The 20,513-nt window shown below is 43.6% G+C and carries 14 protein-coding genes; 7 read left to right on the top strand and 7 right to left on the bottom strand.

What is annotated here, in order from left to right:
- Positions 1 to 8: 8 nt before the first annotated feature.
- Genes ELZ11_RS10770 through ELZ11_RS10755 form a run of 4 tightly spaced genes read right to left on the bottom strand, consistent with a single transcriptional unit; the run spans position 9 to position 5,565 of the window.
- The gene (locus tag ELZ11_RS10770; RefSeq protein ID WP_137357407.1) at positions 9 to 1,604 is read right to left on the bottom strand and encodes an ABC transporter ATP-binding protein; all 1,596 of its coding nucleotides are present in this window, start codon (positions 1,602 to 1,604) and stop codon (positions 9 to 11) included.
- Between the two features lie 9 nt (positions 1,605 to 1,613).
- Complete coding sequence (locus tag ELZ11_RS10765) at positions 1,614 to 2,651, bottom strand: ABC transporter permease (protein ID WP_374939815.1); 1,038 nt, start codon at positions 2,649 to 2,651, stop codon at positions 1,614 to 1,616.
- A gap of 2 nt (positions 2,652 to 2,653) precedes the next feature.
- Positions 2,654 to 3,742, bottom strand: coding sequence for a microcin C ABC transporter permease YejB (locus tag ELZ11_RS10760; protein WP_137357405.1), 1,089 nt, complete (start codon positions 3,740 to 3,742; stop codon positions 2,654 to 2,656).
- Positions 3,743 to 3,750: 8 nt separating this feature from the next.
- Positions 3,751 to 5,565: an extracellular solute-binding protein gene (locus ELZ11_RS10755; RefSeq protein ID WP_374939817.1), complete on the bottom strand. Its 1,815-nt coding sequence runs from the start codon at positions 5,563 to 5,565 to the stop codon at positions 3,751 to 3,753.
- Between the two features lie 279 nt (positions 5,566 to 5,844).
- On the opposite strand from ELZ11_RS10755, the gene ELZ11_RS10750 reads away from it, so the two are divergent.
- Together ELZ11_RS10750 and ELZ11_RS10745 are read left to right on the top strand one after the other, a co-directional pair.
- Entirely contained in the window at positions 5,845 to 6,882 is a 1,038-nt protein-coding gene (locus ELZ11_RS10750; protein ID WP_167494664.1) for a GGDEF domain-containing protein, read from the top strand.
- A 99-nt stretch (positions 6,883 to 6,981) separates the two neighbouring features.
- Positions 6,982 to 8,028 carry an endonuclease/exonuclease/phosphatase family protein gene (locus tag ELZ11_RS10745; protein ID WP_137357402.1) on the top strand — a complete coding sequence of 349 codons (1,047 nt, stop codon included), beginning with the start codon at positions 6,982 to 6,984 and terminating at the stop codon, positions 8,026 to 8,028.
- A gap of 76 nt (positions 8,029 to 8,104) precedes the next feature.
- Here the strand turns inward: ELZ11_RS10745 and ELZ11_RS10740 are convergent, their stop codons facing one another.
- The 3 genes from ELZ11_RS10740 to ELZ11_RS10730 form a co-directional block, all read right to left on the bottom strand.
- Positions 8,105 to 10,696 carry a glycoside hydrolase family 3 protein gene (locus tag ELZ11_RS10740; protein WP_137357401.1) on the bottom strand — a complete coding sequence of 864 codons (2,592 nt, stop codon included), beginning with the start codon at positions 10,694 to 10,696 and terminating at the stop codon, positions 8,105 to 8,107.
- Between the two features lie 351 nt (positions 10,697 to 11,047).
- Positions 11,048 to 12,070, bottom strand: a complete 1,023-nt coding sequence (locus ELZ11_RS10735) for a LacI family DNA-binding transcriptional regulator (RefSeq protein WP_137357400.1) — start codon at positions 12,068 to 12,070, stop codon at positions 11,048 to 11,050.
- A 77-nt stretch (positions 12,071 to 12,147) separates the two neighbouring features.
- Positions 12,148 to 13,563 carry a GH1 family beta-glucosidase gene (locus ELZ11_RS10730; RefSeq protein WP_137357399.1) on the bottom strand — a complete coding sequence of 472 codons (1,416 nt, stop codon included), beginning with the start codon at positions 13,561 to 13,563 and terminating at the stop codon, positions 12,148 to 12,150.
- 451 nt (positions 13,564 to 14,014) lie between these two features.
- Here ELZ11_RS10730 and ELZ11_RS10725 point away from each other — a divergent pair, with 451 nt between their 5' ends.
- From ELZ11_RS10725 to ELZ11_RS10705, 5 genes are all read left to right on the top strand, one after another.
- Positions 14,015 to 16,129, top strand: a complete 2,115-nt coding sequence (locus tag ELZ11_RS10725) for an ADP-ribosylglycohydrolase family protein (protein WP_137357398.1) — start codon at positions 14,015 to 14,017, stop codon at positions 16,127 to 16,129.
- A 30-nt stretch (positions 16,130 to 16,159) separates the two neighbouring features.
- A complete protein-coding gene (locus ELZ11_RS10720) occupies positions 16,160 to 17,410 on the top strand; it encodes an ABC transporter substrate-binding protein (protein WP_137357397.1) in 1,251 nt (416 codons plus the stop codon).
- A gap of 80 nt (positions 17,411 to 17,490) precedes the next feature.
- Entirely contained in the window at positions 17,491 to 18,582 is a 1,092-nt protein-coding gene (locus ELZ11_RS10715; RefSeq protein WP_137357396.1) for an ABC transporter ATP-binding protein, read from the top strand.
- A gap of 26 nt (positions 18,583 to 18,608) precedes the next feature.
- The gene (locus ELZ11_RS10710; protein WP_137357395.1) at positions 18,609 to 19,622 is read left to right on the top strand and encodes a carbohydrate ABC transporter permease; all 1,014 of its coding nucleotides are present in this window, start codon (positions 18,609 to 18,611) and stop codon (positions 19,620 to 19,622) included.
- A complete protein-coding gene (locus ELZ11_RS10705; RefSeq protein WP_137357394.1) occupies positions 19,612 to 20,448 on the top strand; it encodes a carbohydrate ABC transporter permease in 837 nt (278 codons plus the stop codon). The genes ELZ11_RS10710 and ELZ11_RS10705 overlap by 11 nt, the downstream gene beginning before the upstream one ends.
- Positions 20,449 to 20,513: the final 65 nt, after the last annotated feature.

Raw genomic sequence — 20,513 nt, 5'->3', positions numbered from 1 at the left:
ATTTGAGCTTAAAAGCTTGATAATTCAATCAGCTGTTTGGTGTAGCTATGAGATGGGGATTGGAATAACTCGTCAGTGTTGCCCTGCTCTACAATCTCACCCGCTTTCATGACAATGGTGTAGTGGCAAAGCGATTTCACGACATTTAAGTCATGGCTGATAAACAGGTACGTTAGCCCATACTTCTCTTGTAGCGATTTCAAGAGATCGAGTACCTGCGCTTGGACGGTTCTGTCTAACGAAGACGTCGGTTCATCCAGCAAGATAAACTCGGGTTTCAAAATCAAAGCACGCGCAACTGCAATACGTTGACGCTGGCCTCCTGAGAACTCATTCGGGTAGCGGTGACGAGTGTCGGGGTCTAGATCGACTTCACGCATCACGTCGCAAATCATGCTATCCATTTCACTATCGCTGATCTCATGATGTACACGTAGCCCTTCTCCAATCACTTGAGCCACAGACATTCGAGGGTTCAGTGCAGAGAATGGGTCTTGAAACACCACTTGCATTCTGCTGCGATACGGTAGCATCCCTTTTCGATCGAGGCCCTGTAGTTCGTTACCTTGATAACTGATCGAACCTTCGCTCTGAACCAGCTTTAGTATCGCCATACCTGTGGTGGATTTACCCGAACCACTCTCTCCCACAAGCCCAATCGAATGGCCTTTTCGCAGGCTAAACTTCATATCCGTCACGGCCTTAACGTGCGCTATGGTACGTTTAAACAAACCACCAGTGATCGGAAACCACACTTTAAGCTGGTTAACATCCAACAAACACTCACTGTCAGATTCAACCGTAACTGGCGAGCCCTTAGGATCAGAATCAATCAGCTTACGTGTGTATGGGTGGCTAGGTTGTGAGAAAACTTGCTGACAATCTCCAGTTTCGACCAATTCGCCAGCTTTCATCACGGCAACGCGATCTGCGATTCGACGAACAATGCTCAAATCGTGAGTGATGAACAGCATTGCCATTCCCAACTCTTGCTGGAGCTCTTTGAGCAAATCTAAGATCTGAGCCTGAACCGATACATCCAATGCGGTAGTCGGCTCGTCTGCAATCAATAACTCTGGTTTATTGATAAGCGCCATTGCGATCATCACACGTTGTCGTTCACCACCTGAAAGCTCATGAGGATAAGCGGTAATCTTTTGCGCTGGGTGCCTAATACCTACCTTTTCTAACCACTCGATTGCCAATTGCTGCGCTTTATTGGTGCGCATCCCTCTATGCACTGCAAGCGTTTCAACTAACTGTTTACCAATTTTATGTAACGGATTGAGCGACACCATCGGCTCTTGGAAAATCATGCCGATTTTTCCGCCTCGAATGCCGCGTAACTGGCGTTCAGAGCAGCTAAGAATGTCTAAGCCATCGAAAGTGATCGTCCCATTCATGTAATGAGAAGAGCCTTTAGGCAATAATTTTAGAATTGAATTCGCGGTGACCGATTTACCTGAGCCACTTTCTCCTACCAAGGCTAATGTTTCACCTTTGTTAATCGAAAGAGACACGTTACTTGTCACCTGTTGTATCGCTTTCGCACGCCCGAAACCGACGGAAAGCTCATCAATGGTGAGAACGGTTTTATTCGTCATAATTGAGCCTTAACGCTGTTGATGGGGATCGAATGCATCACGTACCGCTTCGCCAACGAATACGAGTAAAGTCAGCATTAACGAAAGTACCACAAAGGCTGAAATACCCAGCCACGGAGCCTGTAAGTTCGCTTTACCTTGTGCCAGGAGTTCGCCCAACGAAGGAGAGCCTGCTGGTAGTCCAAAACCTAAGAAATCCAACGAGGTAAGCGTAGTTACCGAACCCGATAAAATGAACGGCATCATTGTCAGTGAAGCAACCATCGCATTAGGTAACATATGTCTAAGCATGATTCGCTTGTCATCCACGCCCATCGCTTGCGCGGCTTTAACGTAATCGAAGTTGCGGCAACGAAGAAACTCTGCGCGGACAATACCTACCAAACTCATCCAACTAAACAGGACCATAATGCCAAGTAGCCACCAAAAGTTTGGTTCAATGAAGCTTGACAGAATGATCAACAAAAACAGAGTTGGCATTCCTGACCACACTTCAATAAAGCGCTGCCCAAGTAAGTCTAACCAACCACCGTAATAGCCTTGCGTCGCGCCAACAAACACGCCAATAACGCTAGAAACTATGGTGAGAATAAAACCAAACAAGACCGAGATCCGGAAGCCGTAAATGATCCTAGCAAGTACATCACGCCCTTTGTCGTCGGTGCCTAACCAGTTCACACTATCCGGCGCAGAAGGAACAGATCCCGAAATATCGAAGTTAATAGTGTCATAGCTAAAACGAATCAATGGCCATACGATGTAGCCCTGCTCTTCAATTAACTCTATGACATAAGGATCGGTGTAGTCGGCCTCAGTTTCGAACTCTCCGCCAAATTCAGTTTCTGCGTATTCAGACACCACTGGGTAGTAGAACGAGTCTTGATACGACACAATCAAAGGTTTGTCATTAGCGATAAGTTCGGCAAATAAGCTCAACACGAACAAAAGAAGAAAGATCCACATCGAAATGAAACCACGCTTGTTCGCTTTAAAACGTAACCAACGGGCTTGCGCGAGTGGATTCGTGAATTCAAATACTTTTTTCACTATTAGCGGGCCTCAAAATCGATACGAGGATCGACCCATGTATAAGTCAGGTCAGAGATAATACTCAGCACTAAGCCAAGTAGAGTCATGATGTACAACGAGCTGAATACAACTGGGTAGTCACGCTGAATCGTCGATTCAAACCCTAATAACCCAATCCCTTCCAAAGAGAACATCACTTCTATCAGCATCGAACCAGTAAAAAAGATGCTGATAAAAGCACTAGGGAAGCCAGCAATGATGATTAGCATCGCGTTTCTAAATACGTGCTTATACAAAATTCGATTTTCATCGAGACCTTTGGCACGAGCGGTCACCACATATTGCTTATTGATCTCATCCAAGAATGAGTTTTTGGTCAACATACTCAACGTGGCAAAACCACCAATAACCATGGCGAAGATCGGCAAGGCTAAATGCCAAAAGTAATCGATAATTTGTTGATACCAATTAAGCTGTTCAAAATTACTCGAAACCAAGCCACGCAGCGGGAACCAGCTAAAGTAGTTACCACTTGCGAATAAGATGATCAAAATTATCGCGAATAAGAAGCCTGGAATCGCATAACCAATTATCACCACCGCACTCGACCAGATATCAAAACGTGAACCATGATGAATCGCTTTGAGTATGCCCAAGGGAATCGAAATCAAATAAATGATTAAGGTGCTCCACAAGCCAAGCGAAATAGACACAGGTAAGCGATCTATGATCAAATCAATTACGTTTCCGCCTTTAAATAAACTTTCGCCGAAGTTAAACATGGCGTAGTTCTTCAGCATATCGAAATAACGTTCATGAATTGGTTTATCAAAACCAAACTGCTTTTTAATTTCTTCGACTACTTCCGGATCTAAACCACGTGACCCTTTATAGCCAGAAGCAGAGGCTTGCTCACTCTCACCTAAATCAACTTCTTGGCCGCCACCAGAAAAGCGTTCCATGATTCCGGAGTTATGCCCTTCTAGTTGAGCAACCGCTTGTTCAACAGGGCCACCGGGGGCGATTTGAATAATGAAGAAATTGATGGTGATGATCGCCCACAAGGTCGGAATGACCAACAGTAGGCGACGAAAAATATATGCTGCCATTAATACTCCTAACGACGTTTTTCAGGCAACAAAGAAGATTTCTTGTCGGAGATCCACCACGTATCAACACCTAAGTCGTATTTAGGTAATACGTCTGGGCGCTCAAACTTGTCCCAGCTGGCGATGCGATATTTGCCAACATGCCATTGAGGAATAATGTAGAAGTTCCACTGTAGAACGCGATCCAATGAGCGCCCTAACACTAATAATTTATCAGGGTTTTGTTGGTTCCTAGATATCTCATCTGTAAGTTGATCAACCACAGGATCCGTAACGCCAGCGGTGTTGTACGTGGAATCCAAGAAGTTAGAGTTCCAAACAATCATTAGGTTAGGACTTGGGTATGGGTTTGGAGAATAAGACGAGGACACCATGTCGAAGTCTCGGTCACGTAGTCGCTTAATGTATTGCGTGGTATCCACGGTGCGGATTTTCATTTCAATCCCCATGCGCTTCAAGTTCTTTTGTACAGGAATCGCAATACGCTCCGCAGTCGGGCTATAAATCAGTAATTCAAACGACAAAGGTTGACCTGTTTCTACGTTGGTCATCACTTTATCTTTAAGCTCCCAACCAGCCCCTTTTAGTAATTTGAACGCGTGACGCATTTGGCTACGAATGCGACCACTACCATCCGTAACTGGTGGTTGATACTCTTCAGTGAAAACACGTTCCGGTACTTGTTCCTTAAATGGCGAAAGAACGGCAAGTTCTTCTTTAGAAGGTAAGCCTTTCGCTTCGTAGTCCGTATTTTGGAAATAGCTACGTGTACGCGAATATTGGCTATAAAAGAGGTTCTTGTTCATCCATTCAAAGTCCATCGCATAGGTTAATGCTTCACGAACTTGAGGTTCTGAAAACACTGTGGCTTTCGTATTAAAAACAAATGCTTGGGTGGCCTCTGGTTTTTGGTGAGGAATTTCCTCTTTGACGATATAACCTTTATCGAAGTTTGCTCCGGTATACGAATTTGCCCAGAACTTAGCTGAATTCTCTTGGCGGAAATCAAACTCGCCCGCTTTAAAGGCCTCTAACATTACTGTGTCGTCACGGTAGTAATCGTATTGAACTTGCTTAAAGTTATTACGGCCCACATTAACTGGTAAATTTGCCGCCCAATAATCTTCCACCAGCCCATAGGTAACGCTTTGACCCGATTTGTAATCAATGATCTTGTAAGCCGCACTTCCTACCGGTGGCTCATTCAGTGGATCAGAAAGTTTTTTATCTTGCCAAAAGTGCTTCGGAAGAACGCGAGTACTTTGCGCTAAACTAAATAGCTTCTCACGATTCGGTACCGACATTTCAATACGCACCTTTAAGTCGCTCACTGCAGTTACAGATTTTACGTCTTTGTAATAAACACGGTATTGGGGAACACCTTCTGCGCTGAATTTATCAAATGTGAATGCCACATCATGCGCTGTAATCGGCTTGCCGTCGTGAAATTTAGCGTTAGGGTTAATGTCGATTTCCATCCAAGTGTAGTCGTCTGAGTAACGTACTTTGGATGCAATAAGTGGGTAATAAGCGTCTATTTCGTCGCTTGGAGAGTACATTAAGGTGTCATACAGCTCTCCGGAATTCGCCGCCGCAACACCACGAGAACCAAATCGGTTAAAGCTGTCATATGTGCCGACTGCACCGTAGGTCACTTTACCTTTTTTGGGTGCGTTGGGATTAACATAGTCGAAGTGAGTAAAATCCGGAGAGTATTTCGCTTCTCCAAAACCAACCAGTTGGGTGGTTTCTATAACATTGGCAGCATTTGCGATGTTAGGTACAAGTAACGCTCCGATCAGAGTAAAGCTGGAGCTAAGAATTGTTCGACGTATCGTCCCCATTTGATTCTCCCTTCAAATGCCACATTCAAATTTATTGAGTCGCTGGATTTATATGCAATTGTGAGCGCGACCTAAAATCTAGTATAGAGAAAAATCTAACATCATGTAATAACTAATAAAATAGTCATTGTCATTTATGAGCTAGATAACCAGTTATAGACAAATCTATTTGACTAAAAGACGGCTAGAAATTCACTTTACTAAAACTTATCCGCACTTTATTCTATTTAAATAACTATCGTTACCGGGATGCCAAATTTGAAGAGTTTGATTAGCGAGCTAGGCCTCAACAAAGATGAATTAGAACGACGATATTCATTACTCAATTTTTCACAACAAGATTACGATCTACTAGTGAAATGCATTGATTACATACCCGATGTGAAAAGCTTCTCGTCTATCATTAAGCAAACGCTGAATGAAACTCCCTCCACATCTGTTGATTCGCTGAATTTCAAAACCAAACTTCAGCAAGAGATCCATAGGTACATGAATACTTTTATGAAAGCGGAAGAGGATTACTTATACTGCCGCGTAGAGCTGTGTATGGCTCTTGCTCAGCTCAATGTTCATTTAAGTGATTTCTTGCTGCGTATGCACAGTTTCCATCAGACGCTTTCCGATCATTTAAGAATCAAATTAAAGAAAGATAACCTTTCCCCACATCAGACCCTTGCAGCGTTACAAAAGTTCATTGCATTGGATAACCAGTTACTCAATGAGATAAACCAAGCATTGCAAGCTCGCGATATCAGAACTGACATGCAGAAATTTAGTTTCAAAGATCAGTTGACCAATACCTACAACCTTTGGGCGTTTACCGAAGAGCTAGACCGTGCTGTCGCCATCGCTGAGCGTTCCAAAAAAGCATTTACCTTGCTCCACGTCGATTTTGATGAACTGAAAAAGATCAATCAGAAGTTTGGCTACGAAGCGGGTGATAAGCTATTGCAGCAATTCGCCGAGATCTGCATAGAACAATTGAGAAAAACGGAAACGATCGCTCGTGATGACGACGAATTTTTCATTTTGCTGCCCAACACACCTATCGAAAACATTCGCCCAGTGTGCGAACGCATCGTCAGTAAATTCGAAGCGGTCGCTCAGTACCCAATCAATATTCGCGTTGGCGGCTATTCGTTCCAATCTGACTTAGCCATGACACCAGAAATTTTGCTAGCGCGATTAGAAGCTCAGCTTGAGTACGCTAAAGAACGCTCTATCATTACTGATAGCCATGAATTCAACCTAAGCGGATCTGAAGAAAGGAACAATGTGGTTCGGTTAATTAAATAGCTATCACACTGTTTTCATTTATGAATCCAAATTACGACGTTTCAATTATCGAGTGGTTAGCCCATAATTGAACTATCTCTTTTGAAACATCGAGCTATTTTGACTACTTCATCCGCAATCACTTTCACCACTATAAATTTATTGAACTACTTAGAACCACCTAACGCGTACTATGAGTTCGAAAATATCTATGCGCAAGACGAATGGCAGAAAAAACAAAATTGGTTTAGTCACGCAATTACAGCGCTTGATAGTGACGTGATTGCGTTCCAAGAAGTATTTAGCCCTGAGTCGCTTAGACAACTAGTGAGTTCACTTGGGTACGACTTTTTCGAGGTAGTCGACGCTCCAAAAATCGAATCCGACTACTTATTCTTCGCGCCTGTAGTCGCGATTGCCTCCAAGTACCCTATTAAACAGTGCCAACCTGTTACCGCCGACCAAAACCTACTCCAAGCTTTTGAGCTTGCTGACGAGTTTAGTTTTAATCGCACGCCTATTCACGCGACGATTACGCTTCCCCATTTGCAAGACACCGACATTTACGTCGTGCATTTCAAGTCACAGCGCGGTACCGAAACAAAAAAAGATTATAGCGGCCCACCCCACGCTTTTACCTCTGATGATTTCACGCCGTCCCCCACTTTAAATCAACTTCACGAACAACAGTTTGGTAGTTGGATATCGACGGTTCAACGCGGCTATGAGGCTAATTTGCTGCACAGATACATTTCACTTCAACGCAGCAAGACTCGCCAACCCGTTGTATTGATGGGCGACTTCAATAAGCCACTCACGAGCGACGAATTTAAAGGTCTGTTGAGTTACCAGCTCAATCGAGATGAAGAAAGTCAATATTGGTTGAGCGAATTTAGACTCAGAGACAGCTGGGATTTATACCACCAAGTCAAAGAGTCAGATCTGTTGGAAGAACGCCCTGCGACTCATTATTTTGGGGGGAAAGGTTCAACGCTCGACTACATTCTGATGTCCAATGAGTTTGATTGTCAGCACTCACTGAGCTTAATGGAAATTACGGAGTATCAAGTCGTGGATAGACACATCATTAATCCAGAATTTGAACGAGATCATTTCAGCACCGATCATGCGCTCGTATCAGTCACCGCTCATGTGAGAACTGGTTAGCCCACATTTCGAAAGTAAAAAAGAGCCACTTCAACGATTTCGAAGTGGCTCAACCAAAGCTCAAAAGAGCATGCTATTAGGCGTTATCCCCAACCACCCAACGAACATTGGCGATCACAGTGGTTAATTCACCCGCTGTGAAAAACATAAACGGTGTATCTAAATATTCCAGATCGACGCCTTGCTCAACGAATTCAGATAGAGGGATTTGAATCTGATTCCATTCTCCTATCTTAGTATTGATAGGTTGCGTCACTTCTACGCTAGCGATATTGGCAGGCACCACATTCTTCGTCCATTTTTGTAGGGCGACATAAACTGGCTGAGTCGCGAGCTCAGTCACTAATACTTCAAAGCTCAAATAGCCGCCAGATATCGCATATGGGTGTAAGTTTTCGACGCCACCATCACCGGTTTGAATATACACAGCGGCAAATTCATTCTTAAAGGTGACTTTTACCGCGTCTTGCTGCTGCTGGTAATTAAACGGTGCTGTATTGATCCCTTGCAGTGCCACCGCATTATTTCTAGATACATCAGAGCCAATCCAATGATGTAGGTCGCCGACTCTTAACTGATAATCGCCAATATTAGAACGTACCCCATATAGCTCTAAATCGTCGCTCGCCTTTTCAGAATTAACTTTGCCTTGGTCATCAAGTGCTATTGCATTTAAATCTAGATCGAGCGGTGAGGTTGAACCTTGATAGCTCAATCCATAGCCATATGGAAACAAAGGTGCATGCTCACCGTTTGGATCTTGTTCTTGCTCCGGAACAACGTAATCAGGAATATGCGTAGGAATGCGATTGACCGTTGCTGAACGCTTTTTATTCGGCCAGCTGTAAGAAAGCTTTCCGACAAAATCGTAGCGGGGCTTCTTATTCTCATCTCCCACGATTACATCCGTGATTCCCAGCCCTTCACTGCCTGGTAAGAACGCAGCCACAAACGCATCCGATGCTGAAATTTCGGCGTTCAAATACAACGGGCGTCCCGAAAAGAATACCGAGATAACCTTAACGCCAGCTGCTTTTAACTGATGCACTTTTTCCACATCTTTCAAGTATGATCGTTTTAATGCGCCAAATTCGAGCGTTTGCCAAGCTTTGATGTCCCCCATCATTTCGGCATAAGGGTCTTCACCGAAAACAACGACGGCTACCTCTGTGGCTTGCAAGTCTGACTTCAACTGCGGGTCATATGTGACATTGTCACAGCCCAATTCAGACTCCAATGCCATTTTTACGGTTGTAGCACCCGGAAAATCATCGAGTGTGTTTTCATCGCCTTGCCACGTTAAATTCCAGCCCCCTGACTGCTTTTGTAAATCATCAGCAGCACTACCCGTTAACAGGACTTTTTGAGATTTAGCTAGCGGTAAAACATTGGATTCGTTCTTTAGTAAGACCATAGACTTCCTAACCGCTTCACGAGCTAGCTCTCTGTGAGCCTTCGCGCCAAGTACAGTTTGGTCGCCAGCGAGCTGTCGCTTAGAAGGCTGCGGTTTATCCCACAACCCAGCACGCATCTTCACACGCAAAATACGAGTGACGGCATCATCAATTCTGGCCATTGAGATCAAGCCCGTCTTAATGTCCTCTAACGATTGGTGATAAACATCAATCCAGTGCTCATGAACCGGAACCATTAAAACATCATTGCCAGCATTGATCGCGTAAGTCGCATTTCCATCGCTGCACTTACTTACTTCAGCGTGCCCATGCCAGTCCGTAACAATCAGGCCATCAAAGCCCATTTTCTCTTTCAACACGTCATTAAGCAGATATTTGCTGCCATGGATTTTGAAGTTATAGTCACCCTCATAGTCTGGCATGTGATCATAGTTCGCTTCCGACTGCCACGTATTAAAAGAAGACATCACGACTTGTGCGCCAGCAGTCAATCCGCTGAAATAACCCATTGCATGAATATTACGCAGTAGATCTTCGCTATAGAGGTTCTTGCCTCTATCCACGCCTGTTAGCGTACCGCCATCACCGACCCAATGCTTAACGTTCGATATGACTTTGACATCACTTTTCAGCTGCTCAGCCGAGCCTTGTAACCCCGTAACCATCTCAGAGGCATACGCATACGTGATTTCAGGATCTTCAGAATACCCTTCGTAAACTCGACCCCAGCGTAAATCCCGCGGTGTCGCGACTGTCGGAGCAAACGTCCAATCTAACCCGGTAGAAGCCACTTCTAACGCCGTTACTTCACCGATTTTACGAATCAATTCTGGATCGCGAGCACAACCCAGACCTATGTTGTGAGGAAAAACCGTCGCGCTAAACACATTGTTATGGCCATGAACGGCATCGGTTGCCCACATAAATGGAATTCTAAACGGACGGTCTTCAAAAGACTCTTCTATCGCAAACCAGTATTCGTCTGCTTTGTTTGCCCAGTCTTGAGCACTTGCGTGCTTGTTTTCATTTGGCCATGCACCACCACCATTTAGGATCGAACCTAGCTTATATTGTTTCGCTTCTGCAGGAGTCACACCACGTAAATCTGGTTGAATCATCTGCCCTAGCTTTTCTTCAACGGTCATCAAACTAACAATTCGAGAAATTTCTTTTTCGATCACTTCATCTCGGCCAATTGAAGACGTAATTTTTGGCCAATCGGAAAAGTAAGGCGTGGTGAATTTTTTAGTCATGTGACATTCCATTCAAGTAATAAGTTTTAAAATCGATTCGCTGTATAACGACCCGAATATTAACTTTATGGAACAATATTAATCGTGAAGAAACTCACACATAATTCTGGGGTAAGTCACCAATGTTTATTTATAAGAGTCGATACACGAATCTCAATTACATCATGAAAATTATGAGAAAAAGATAACAAGAACCCTTAAGTAACAGTAACTTATTGTGAAATAATTCTTTATCAATTTTAATGACGGAAGTTTAAATGTTCTATTTAAATAAATAATGACAAGGTATAGATGGTAATGATATCAAATCACAACCTTGATTCCTTACCATTATAAATTGGGGTGATCACATTAGTTTTCTAAACGTTTTGTGCTGTCTCTGGAAATAAGCTCAACAGGCGGAACTGAATATTCACCAGTATTTTCACTAATCAAATCTAACATCTGACGGATGGCTATTTTCCCCATTTCTTCAAATGGCTGCTTAACTGTAGTCAATCGCGGAATAAAGAACGACGAGAACGGTAAATCATCAAAACCGATAACTGACACATCATCTGGTACCGAAATTCCTCTTTGATGCATCGCTTGAATGGCTCCGTATGCACTTTCATCGTTTGCACAGAATATCGCTGTAAAATTGATATCTTTGTCGAGGAATTCATTCATTGCTTTGAAAGCGATTTTAGCCTCAAAATTACCAGCACAAATTAGTTGCTCATCAACGGTAATACCTGCCATTTCTAAGCTTCTCTTATACCCTTGTAATCGCTCCTCTGCATCAATGTTCCCCACTGTTCCATGCAAGTGCAATATTCGTCGATGTCCCAGTTGCAATAAATGATTCGTTGCTAAATACCCGCCAAGTTCGTTATCAACCTGCAACTGGGGAAGCAAATTCTCCGAAGTCTTTTTCGCCAAAAACACCGGGCTACCAAACAAGAGTACGGGTTTCTTGCCGGTAATTTCCTTGACCGCTCGTTCACTTAGATAGCCCCCAACCACAATGATCCCATCAACATTTTGGTTGATGAATTGCTTAAGAACCGCTTCTTCGCGATTGGGCTGCCAGTGAGTGGTTTCTACAATAAGTTGATAGCTATGTTGATGAATCATTTCATCCATACCCATCAATATTCGCGTAATGTGTGGGCTATCGTACGAAGCAGTAACAATGCCAAGCGTCATGGTACGTTTCGTTTCGGGTTGCGATTTTCTCTTTTTGGCTTTGAAGCCTAGATCGAAGATCGCTTTCTCAATACTGTCGACTTTGTCTTTTGCAATATAAGAGGTTCGATTGAGATATCGCGAAATCGTGCTTGGTGAAACATTCGCTCGTTGCGCGACATCGTGGATGGTGACTTTCTTACTCATATAACTACTACCAAAAGAAATACAAGGCGCTCCGCACGCCTTCAATACAGTTTGTTGAATACTGAACCGACTCAACGCTAACAAATGTTTTTGTTAAAGTCTTCAGGCAGACGCCAATGCTGCATGGCATTGTGGTCACCTAAAGTTTTGCCGTTAGATTCAATCACCCCTTTATACCAAAGCGCCGAATCTTTAAGCGTTCGTTTTTGTGTCGCATAATCAACATGAATTAGGCCGAACCTCTGAAGGTAACCTTCAGCCCATTCGAAATTATCTAAAATTGACCATTGAAAGTACCCCATAATACCTACACCACTATCGGCTGCCTGTTTTAACCCAAGTAAATAACGGTTTAGAAAATCGATTCGCGAAGAGTCATGCACTTTTCCGTCCAAGCTAACCCAATCGTTGGTACTCAAACCATTCTCGGTCACGATGATCGGCTTCTTATAACGTTCATAGAGAAATTGTGTGCCCCAGCGTAATGCTTCGGGTGTCACAGGCCATTGAAAATGTGTCTTTGGATAATCATTCGGGTAAGGGACTTCTTCTGGTTGGCCGTTTTGTCCAGCTTTAACGGTCGCGGATTGATAAACATTAAACCCGACAAAATCTAGTGGCTGGCATATTATCTCCATGTCTCCAGATTTTACATTAGGCGCGTTTTTCCCATGTAACGCCAATCCATCTTCAGGATATTCACCTTTGAAAGCCGGATCCATCCACCATGTCGCATTAAACATCTGATCATCGATGACATTAAACGTGTACTGCCTTGCCGCTTCTATATCTGCCGGACAATTGCGCATAGGAACTGCGGTTCTAAAACAAGGAGCAGCACCAACTTTTGCATTTAGTATCGACTCTTCACGTAAAATGGTTGTGGCTTTACCATGCGCTAGCAGCGCATTATGCCACGCTCGATTGACTTCTTTGGTAGGCAGTTGGATACCTGGAGCATGCATACCAACTTGATGACCTAACCCGATAAAGCATGCTTGTTCGTTAAGCGTAAACCAGTTTTGTACTCGGTCAGACAGTTTCTCGACGATAACACGCGTGTATTCTGCAAACCAATCACTGGAGTCATCGTTAAGCCAGCCACCTTTGTGGAACAAAGCCATCGGGTAGTCCCAATGAAAAAGTGTTACCCAAGGGTCGATCCCCTTGGCTAATAGTTCGTCTATCAAACGGTCATAGAAATCCAAACCTTTCTGGTTCACCTGTCCGGTCCCTTCAGGTAGCACCCGAGGCCACATAATGCTCAGTCTATAAGCTTGCAACGAAATATCTTTCATTAACTGGATATCTTCTTCATAGCGATTGTAATGGTCGCAAGCGATGAACCCTGTATTCCCTTCTAAAACAAAGTCTTTTTTTCGAGAACACATATCCCAAACCGAATCAGCACATTGATCAACACCTTGGGTATTACCTTCTATTTGATAGCTCGCTGCTGCTGCTCCCCAAATAAACTCATCACGAAATGACATAACTGCCTCATATAATTTTAAACACAACAAAATCACTAATTAATATTGGTATTAATAGATATTTGTCATTTTCAGTTGATAATCGATTTTGCACATAATATTCATAGACAGGCGGTGTTTATGTGATTGAAATCTCACGAAGTAGCTGAGCTCAATTCTGATGTTTCGTTTCGGGGCTACACGCACAAATCGGACAAAAGCCATGAAAGTTATTAATGAATATATTTTATAAACACATAAAAACAATAACTTAACATGAAATTTAATTTCACCATCATGATGACAGGTCAATCATTAACTGACTTTAGGTCACAAAATTTCTTGCTAAAAACTCGTACTATTCTCGTGCTGAGTATTTATCAGTTAAACCACTAAATTTATATAAACCAAGAAAATAACATTTGCTTTAAATAAATTTAGCCATATTCAATATTTATAATACGAGTATCCAATGAATTTAGACTTCAATTATTACGAAAAAGTATACGCTGGTATTTTAGGCAAAATAATTGGCGTTTACGTGGGCCGACCATTTGAAGGCTGGGAAAACGAACAAATAGTTGAACAATTTGGAGAAATTAATCGTTTTGTAAATGAACAAGCCGACCACCCTCTTATCTGTAGTGACGATGACATTACAGGTACATTTATGTTTACCCATGCACTAGAAGATCACCTATTTCGCACAGATTTTTCAGCGAAACATGTTGGTCAATCATGGTTAGATAACCTTATTGAAGGCAAAACCATCTTATGGTGGGGCGGCTACGGGCAATCGACAGAACACACAGCTTGGTTAAATCTGCGCAACGGAATTGAAGCGCCCGCAAGTGGCTCTATTGAAACCAATGGTAAGACCGTCGCAGAACAAATCGGAGCGCAGATTTTTATTGATGGATGGGCACTGATAAATCCAGCCATGCCAGATAAAGCGGCCCAGTATGCACGTGAAGCTGCTAAGGCAAGCCACGATGGCGAAGCGGTTCATGCAGCCGTCATGATAGCCGTTATGGAATCACAAGCATTTGTCGAAAAAGATCTTAATGCATTGATTGATCTGGGGTTAACTTACATCCCTAAAGACAGTGACATTGCGAAAGTTATCACAGACGTTAGAGCGTGGCACAGCCAAAACCCAACCGACTGGAATTGGGCATTCTCACAGCTTAAACAATACTATGGCTACGATAAATTTGACGGTACTTGTCATGTCATGCCCAACCATGGACTGATCATCTTATCCTTGCTATACGGTGCAGACAGCTTCCACGAGTCAATGAAAATCGTCAATACTCTCGGCTGGGACACTGACTGTAACGCAGCAAACGTAGGGTGTTTAAATGGCATTCGCTTAGGGCTTAATGCTTTAGATGATGGCTATGATTGGCGTGGCCCAATCGCAGATCGCATTCTACTTCCAAGTGCCAATGTGCAAGACCATATCTTTGATGCGGTTCAGGAAACCGACAAATTGTTTGCAATAGCAACTTACCTACACACAGGTATGAAACCTGAGCCAACGCCAAAGTTTCACTTCCCTTTTTCAGGGGCAGTTCAAGGCTTTGCTCTCGATACCAACCCAGACTATTTGCGCACTGCCATAATGTATAATGATTCGAACGCTTTAAGCGTCGATTTTAGAAACCTAATTAACGGTGTCCCACTTAGATTTAAAACGGCTACTCATACGCCTAGCGATTCTAAAGTGAACGAATCGTCCTATCACATCGTAGGCAGCCCGACTCTTTACCCAACTCAGACAATCAGTGCAAAAGTAAGCTTATCTGACGACGCCAACGCAGCGGTGAGCGCGCGTATCTTTGTTGAAGTGTATGATTCACAACTGAATATCGAGACCATTCATTCTTCACCAGTTGAGTTAACCCCAAACATGACTAGCGTTCTAAATTGGACCGTCCCGAGTTTGGATCAGCGCATGATTGCCAATGTCGGTATTCAAGTTGAAAGTACAATAACCCGCTCCCAAAAAGGAACAGTTCAACTACACGAATTAGATTGGCAAGGCACGCCAACACTGACCATAGGTGTGGATGAGAAGCCAATTCATGAAATTTGGGACAGCAGTTTCATCAATACTATGGACACGTGCATTAAGTTCGACAACCAAGATATCTATCGATTGGTCAACAACGATGCCAATCACCCTGGTGTTTTTGTGTACGGAAACAAAGATTGGCGCGACTACACACTAAACCTTTCACTGACATCGCAGATCAAACAACCTTTCGGGCCGATAGTGCGCTACCAAGGCTTGTCACGTTTCTATCGAGTACAACTCACTGCCGATGACCAAATTCAATTAATACTAAATCACTACGATCAAACCAATGTGATAGCACAAGCCGATTTTCCATGGGTGCCACATAAACCTTACCAATTTGATGTTCATGTAAAGGGAAATCAGTTCCTTTGCTACATCAATAACGAACTAGTTTTGGAAGCGACAGACACGGAGATGCCTGAAAGCTTCGCTAGCGGTGCGGCTGGTTTCTATAACCAACTAGGCCCAGTTCATTTTACCAATATGACGATAAAAGCAATTTAATTGCCCTACATACAAGTACAAAGGATTACTATGAAAAATACTCTTTCTAAAGCTTGCTTAGCGAGCGCAATCAGCGCTGCACTTTTTTCTACCGCAGCGATGGCTGAAAAAGTCGAGCTAGATGTAGCGGCATTTGCTAACTATGACCAAGTCATTCGATTGGTTACTCCTGAGTTTGAAAAACAATACCCTGATATCAAAATCAATCTAAAGTCTTTGGCATTTGCCGATCACCATACCGCCCTAACTACGTCACTTTCTACGGGTTCAAATGTACCTGACGTTGCCGCGATCGAAGTCGGATTCATCGGCCGTTTCTCTAATGCTGGTGGCCTGGAAGACTTGAGCAAAGCGCCGTATAACGCTGGTGAATTCACCGAGAAGTTTTCCCCATTCACAGTACCACTTGGCCAAAACGCAAAAGGCGAACAAGCTGGGCTCCCTGTAGATATTGGCCCTGGCGCTATTTTCTACCGTAGTGATGTACTTGAAAAAGCAGGTGTAACACCTGAAGAGCTTCTCAAAGACTGGGACAGCTTTGTAGAGACAGGGAAAAAAATCAAAGCTGAAACTGGTGGCTATTTGGTCGCAAATACTAAGCTAGTGAAAGACATTGTTATCCGCACAGGCCTAAAAGACGGCGAGTCCATTTACTTTGGACCTAACAATGAAATATTGGTTGAAAGCGATCGCTTTAAAAAAGCTTTCGAAGTTGCCCAAGATGTTCGCGAAGCAGGCCTTGATGCGCAAGTCGCTTTGTGGAGCACAGAATGGAACGAAGGCCTTCGTCGAGGTGATATTGCCACTCAGATGTTCGGCTCTTGGTTTGTTGGTCATTTGCGCGATTTCGTTTCACCAGATACCACATATTGGCGCACCGCCGACCTACCAGAACAGACATACGCTAGCTGGGGCGGTACTTTCTTAACTATACCGAAGAAAGCGGAAAACAAAGAAGCCGCTTGGACCTTCATCAAGTTCTTAGCAGACCGTGTTGATACACAAGTACAAGCATTAGATTTTGGTACATTCCCATCATTGATTGAGGCTCAACACGCGCCATTGATGGACCAACCGATGGCATTCTTAGGCGGTGAGCAGGCTCGCGTCCAATGGCGTAACTCTGCGTCTAAAATCCCGGCAATCAAAGCTCATAAACATGATCCAGTAGCCGAACAGATCATCGATGACGCACTAGAGTCAGTACTAAACCGCGGTGTTTCTATCGATAAAGCGTTAGCAGATGCCGCTAAGCTAATTAAGCGCCGCGCACGCCGATAATATGCGCGTTAGCTGACTATTCGGGGGGAATAGTCGGCTTCTTTTTCTTTCTAGGTCAATATAATAATTAGGCAAACACTATGGCTTCAGTAACTTTTAAAGATATTAAAAAACGCTACGGAAAGACCGAAGTAGTTAAACAATTCGATCTTCATATTCAAGATGGAGAATTCGTTGTCTTCCTTGGGCCTTCAGGCTGTGGTAAGTCGACCACTCTTAGAATGCTCGCAGGTTTAGAGGACATCTCTGAAGGCGAAATCTTTATCGGTGACCGAGTCGTTAACGATTTGCATCCAACCGACAGAAACACAGCAATGGTATTCCAAAGCTATGCACTGTACCCACATATGACCGTTGAGCAGAACATCGGCTTCCCACTAAAAATGGCTGGCGTATCCAAAGCCGACGTAAAAACTCATGTCGCTGAAGTCGCCAACTCTCTGGAACTGACTCCTTTATTGAAACGTTACCCGAAAGCTCTTTCTGGTGGCCAACGTCAGCGTGTAGCAATGGGACGAGCAATGGTTCGTGTACCTTCTGTTTTCCTATTTGACGAGCCGCTATCTAATCTAGATACCAAATTGCGTGGCACTATGCGTGCTGAAATTAAGGCCATGCACCAAAAGCTTAAAACCACAACGCTATATGTGACTCACGACCAAATCGAAGCAATGAGCCTAGCGGACAGAGTGGTCATCCTTAAAGACGGTTACGTGGCGCAAGTTGGTACGCCTAAAGAAATCTTCGACAATCCAAGTTGTAAGTTCGTCGCAACCTTCATCGGAGCTCCAGAGATGAACATTATCCCGGCTCTAGCACGAAATGAAGACGTTACTCATATCACTCTCGCTGACCAGCACGTAGCATTGCCAACCAAATTTAGTATCGCCCAGCAAAATGTCGAATACGGGATTAGACCAAGTGATTTCCATCTCAATAGACAAGCGATTGAATCTGACAATATTGGGAGTGTGAAACTAAAGCTGACGATGGCTGAACTGCTTGGTTCTGTTTATCACTTGCATTGCAAGCTAGGTGACAAAAAGGTGCTAGCAGAAATCGTTTCCGCAGACACGCTTGAAAAATTTGAAGGCCAGGAAATCGAGCTTTTCTTCGATCTTAACCGAACTCATATCTTCGACGGCGAAGGTAAAGTCGTTCAAGCAGCCTAACCTACTGTTGTTAAGGAAACGGAATTATGTCAATCAGTAATGCGACCACGACACCGGTAGGAATCACTACCCCTCAACAATCACTAATCCAAAGGATGCGTGCTAAGGGTTACAAATGGGTACCTTACATTTTTATTAGCCCATTCTTTATTATCTTTTCTATTTTCGGCATCTTCCCAATGCTGTTTTCTCTCTACCTATCGTTTCATTATTGGGAACCCGCGGGCGGCTTAGCCGCAATGGAATGGGTTTGCTTTGAAAACTACACCTTTACTCTTGAAGACGAATGGTTTCATAAATCGCTCTACAATACTTTTTGGATGGCTGCAGCTTCAGGTATTCCTCAGCATTTAGTCGCCATTCCTCTTGCGTTCTTTATCCATACTAGCTTCTCTCGCATGCGAAATACTGTCATCGGAATGTACTTTTTGCCCTACATTACGTCGACAGTTGCGGTCGCGATGATTTTCACGACCCTTTTCTCTCGAGATTACGGCCTTGTAAATATGATACTCACATCAATTGGCACCATCTCGATTGGTGGCATTGAACCATTTGCATGGATATTCCCAACTCAAAATATTGACTGGAACCAACCTGAATACACGAAAGGCATGATTTCATTCGTTGTATTCTGGCGATACGTGGGCTGGAACACTGTCCTTTATTTGTCGGCTATGCAAACCATTCCAAAGGATTTGTATGAAGCTGCAACGATTGATGGTGCATCCAAGATCAAACAATTCTTCTACATTACCGTTCCGATGCTTAAGCCGATGATGTTCTTCGCAGTCACGTTATCCATCATAGGTAGCCTTCAGATTTTTGAAGAACCATTCATCATCACTAACGGTACAGGCGGTATTGACCAAGCCGGTAAATCAGCAGCAATGCATATGTACATCACTGCATTCCAAGAAGGCGACTTTGGTACTGCGTCTGCCATATCCTGGATACTATTTATGATCATCGCCGCGTTAACTTGGGGCAATAACAAGTTGTTTGCAGACAAAACTGAGGTACAAGAAGATGAAAAGTAATATCACCCTCGCTCAGCTTACTGCTTACGCTTTTGTAGCAATTGGCGCTTTGGTTATGCTTGCGCCCTTCTACTTCATGTTTATCTTCGCAACTCATGACAATATGGCGATTTTGTCAGTACCACCACCAATGTGGTTTGGCAATGAGTTAATGAATAACTTGGCAGCACTTATCGAGTATTTACCGCACTTTTGGAAGAACTTAGGTTGGAGTTTTTACATTGCGGCAATCACTACCCTATTGAACTTGCTGTTTTGTTCGCTAGCTGGCTATGCCTTTGCAATGTTTGATTTCAAATACAAGAAAGGCCTGTTCCTATTTATTATGGGAACCATGATGCTGCCTGCGTTCTTGAGCATGATTCCAACGGCATTGATTATGTCGTTCTTAGGCTGGATGAACACGCCAAAAGCGATCTATATTCCGATGGCGGTTGCAGCTATGGGCATCTTCTTAATGCGTCAATATATAGGAAGTGCGATACCAAAAGAGTTGATTGAAGCCGCACGTATGGATGGCTGTGGGGAATTTTCAATTTACTGGCGCATTGTACTTCCGCTGATTTCACCTGCTTTAGGCACCTTAGGCTTAGTGACGTTCATCGGCCAGTGGAATAACTTCATGGGTCCATTAGTTGTAATGAATGATATGGAAATGTTTACCGTTCCGCTCGCATTACGTGCCTTACAAGGAAGCACCGGTTTAATCCCCTATGGCGCTATCTTTGCTGGTGTATCTATCGCTGTTATCCCGTTAATGGTGATGTTTGTCATCAGCTCACGTCGCTTGATTGCAGGCCTTACGGCCGGGGCCGTTAAAGGATAAGTCATCCTACGGAACAAAAAGCCGAAGCAAATGCTTCGGCTTTTTATATCAGAATTCAGAGAATC

The organism is Vibrio profundi (assembly GCF_005281835.1).
In the GTDB taxonomy this organism is placed as follows: domain Bacteria; phylum Pseudomonadota; class Gammaproteobacteria; order Enterobacterales; family Vibrionaceae; genus Vibrio; species Vibrio profundi.
The sequence above is the reverse complement of the archived record's forward strand: the minus strand, read 5'-3'. Positions and strand labels throughout refer to the sequence as shown.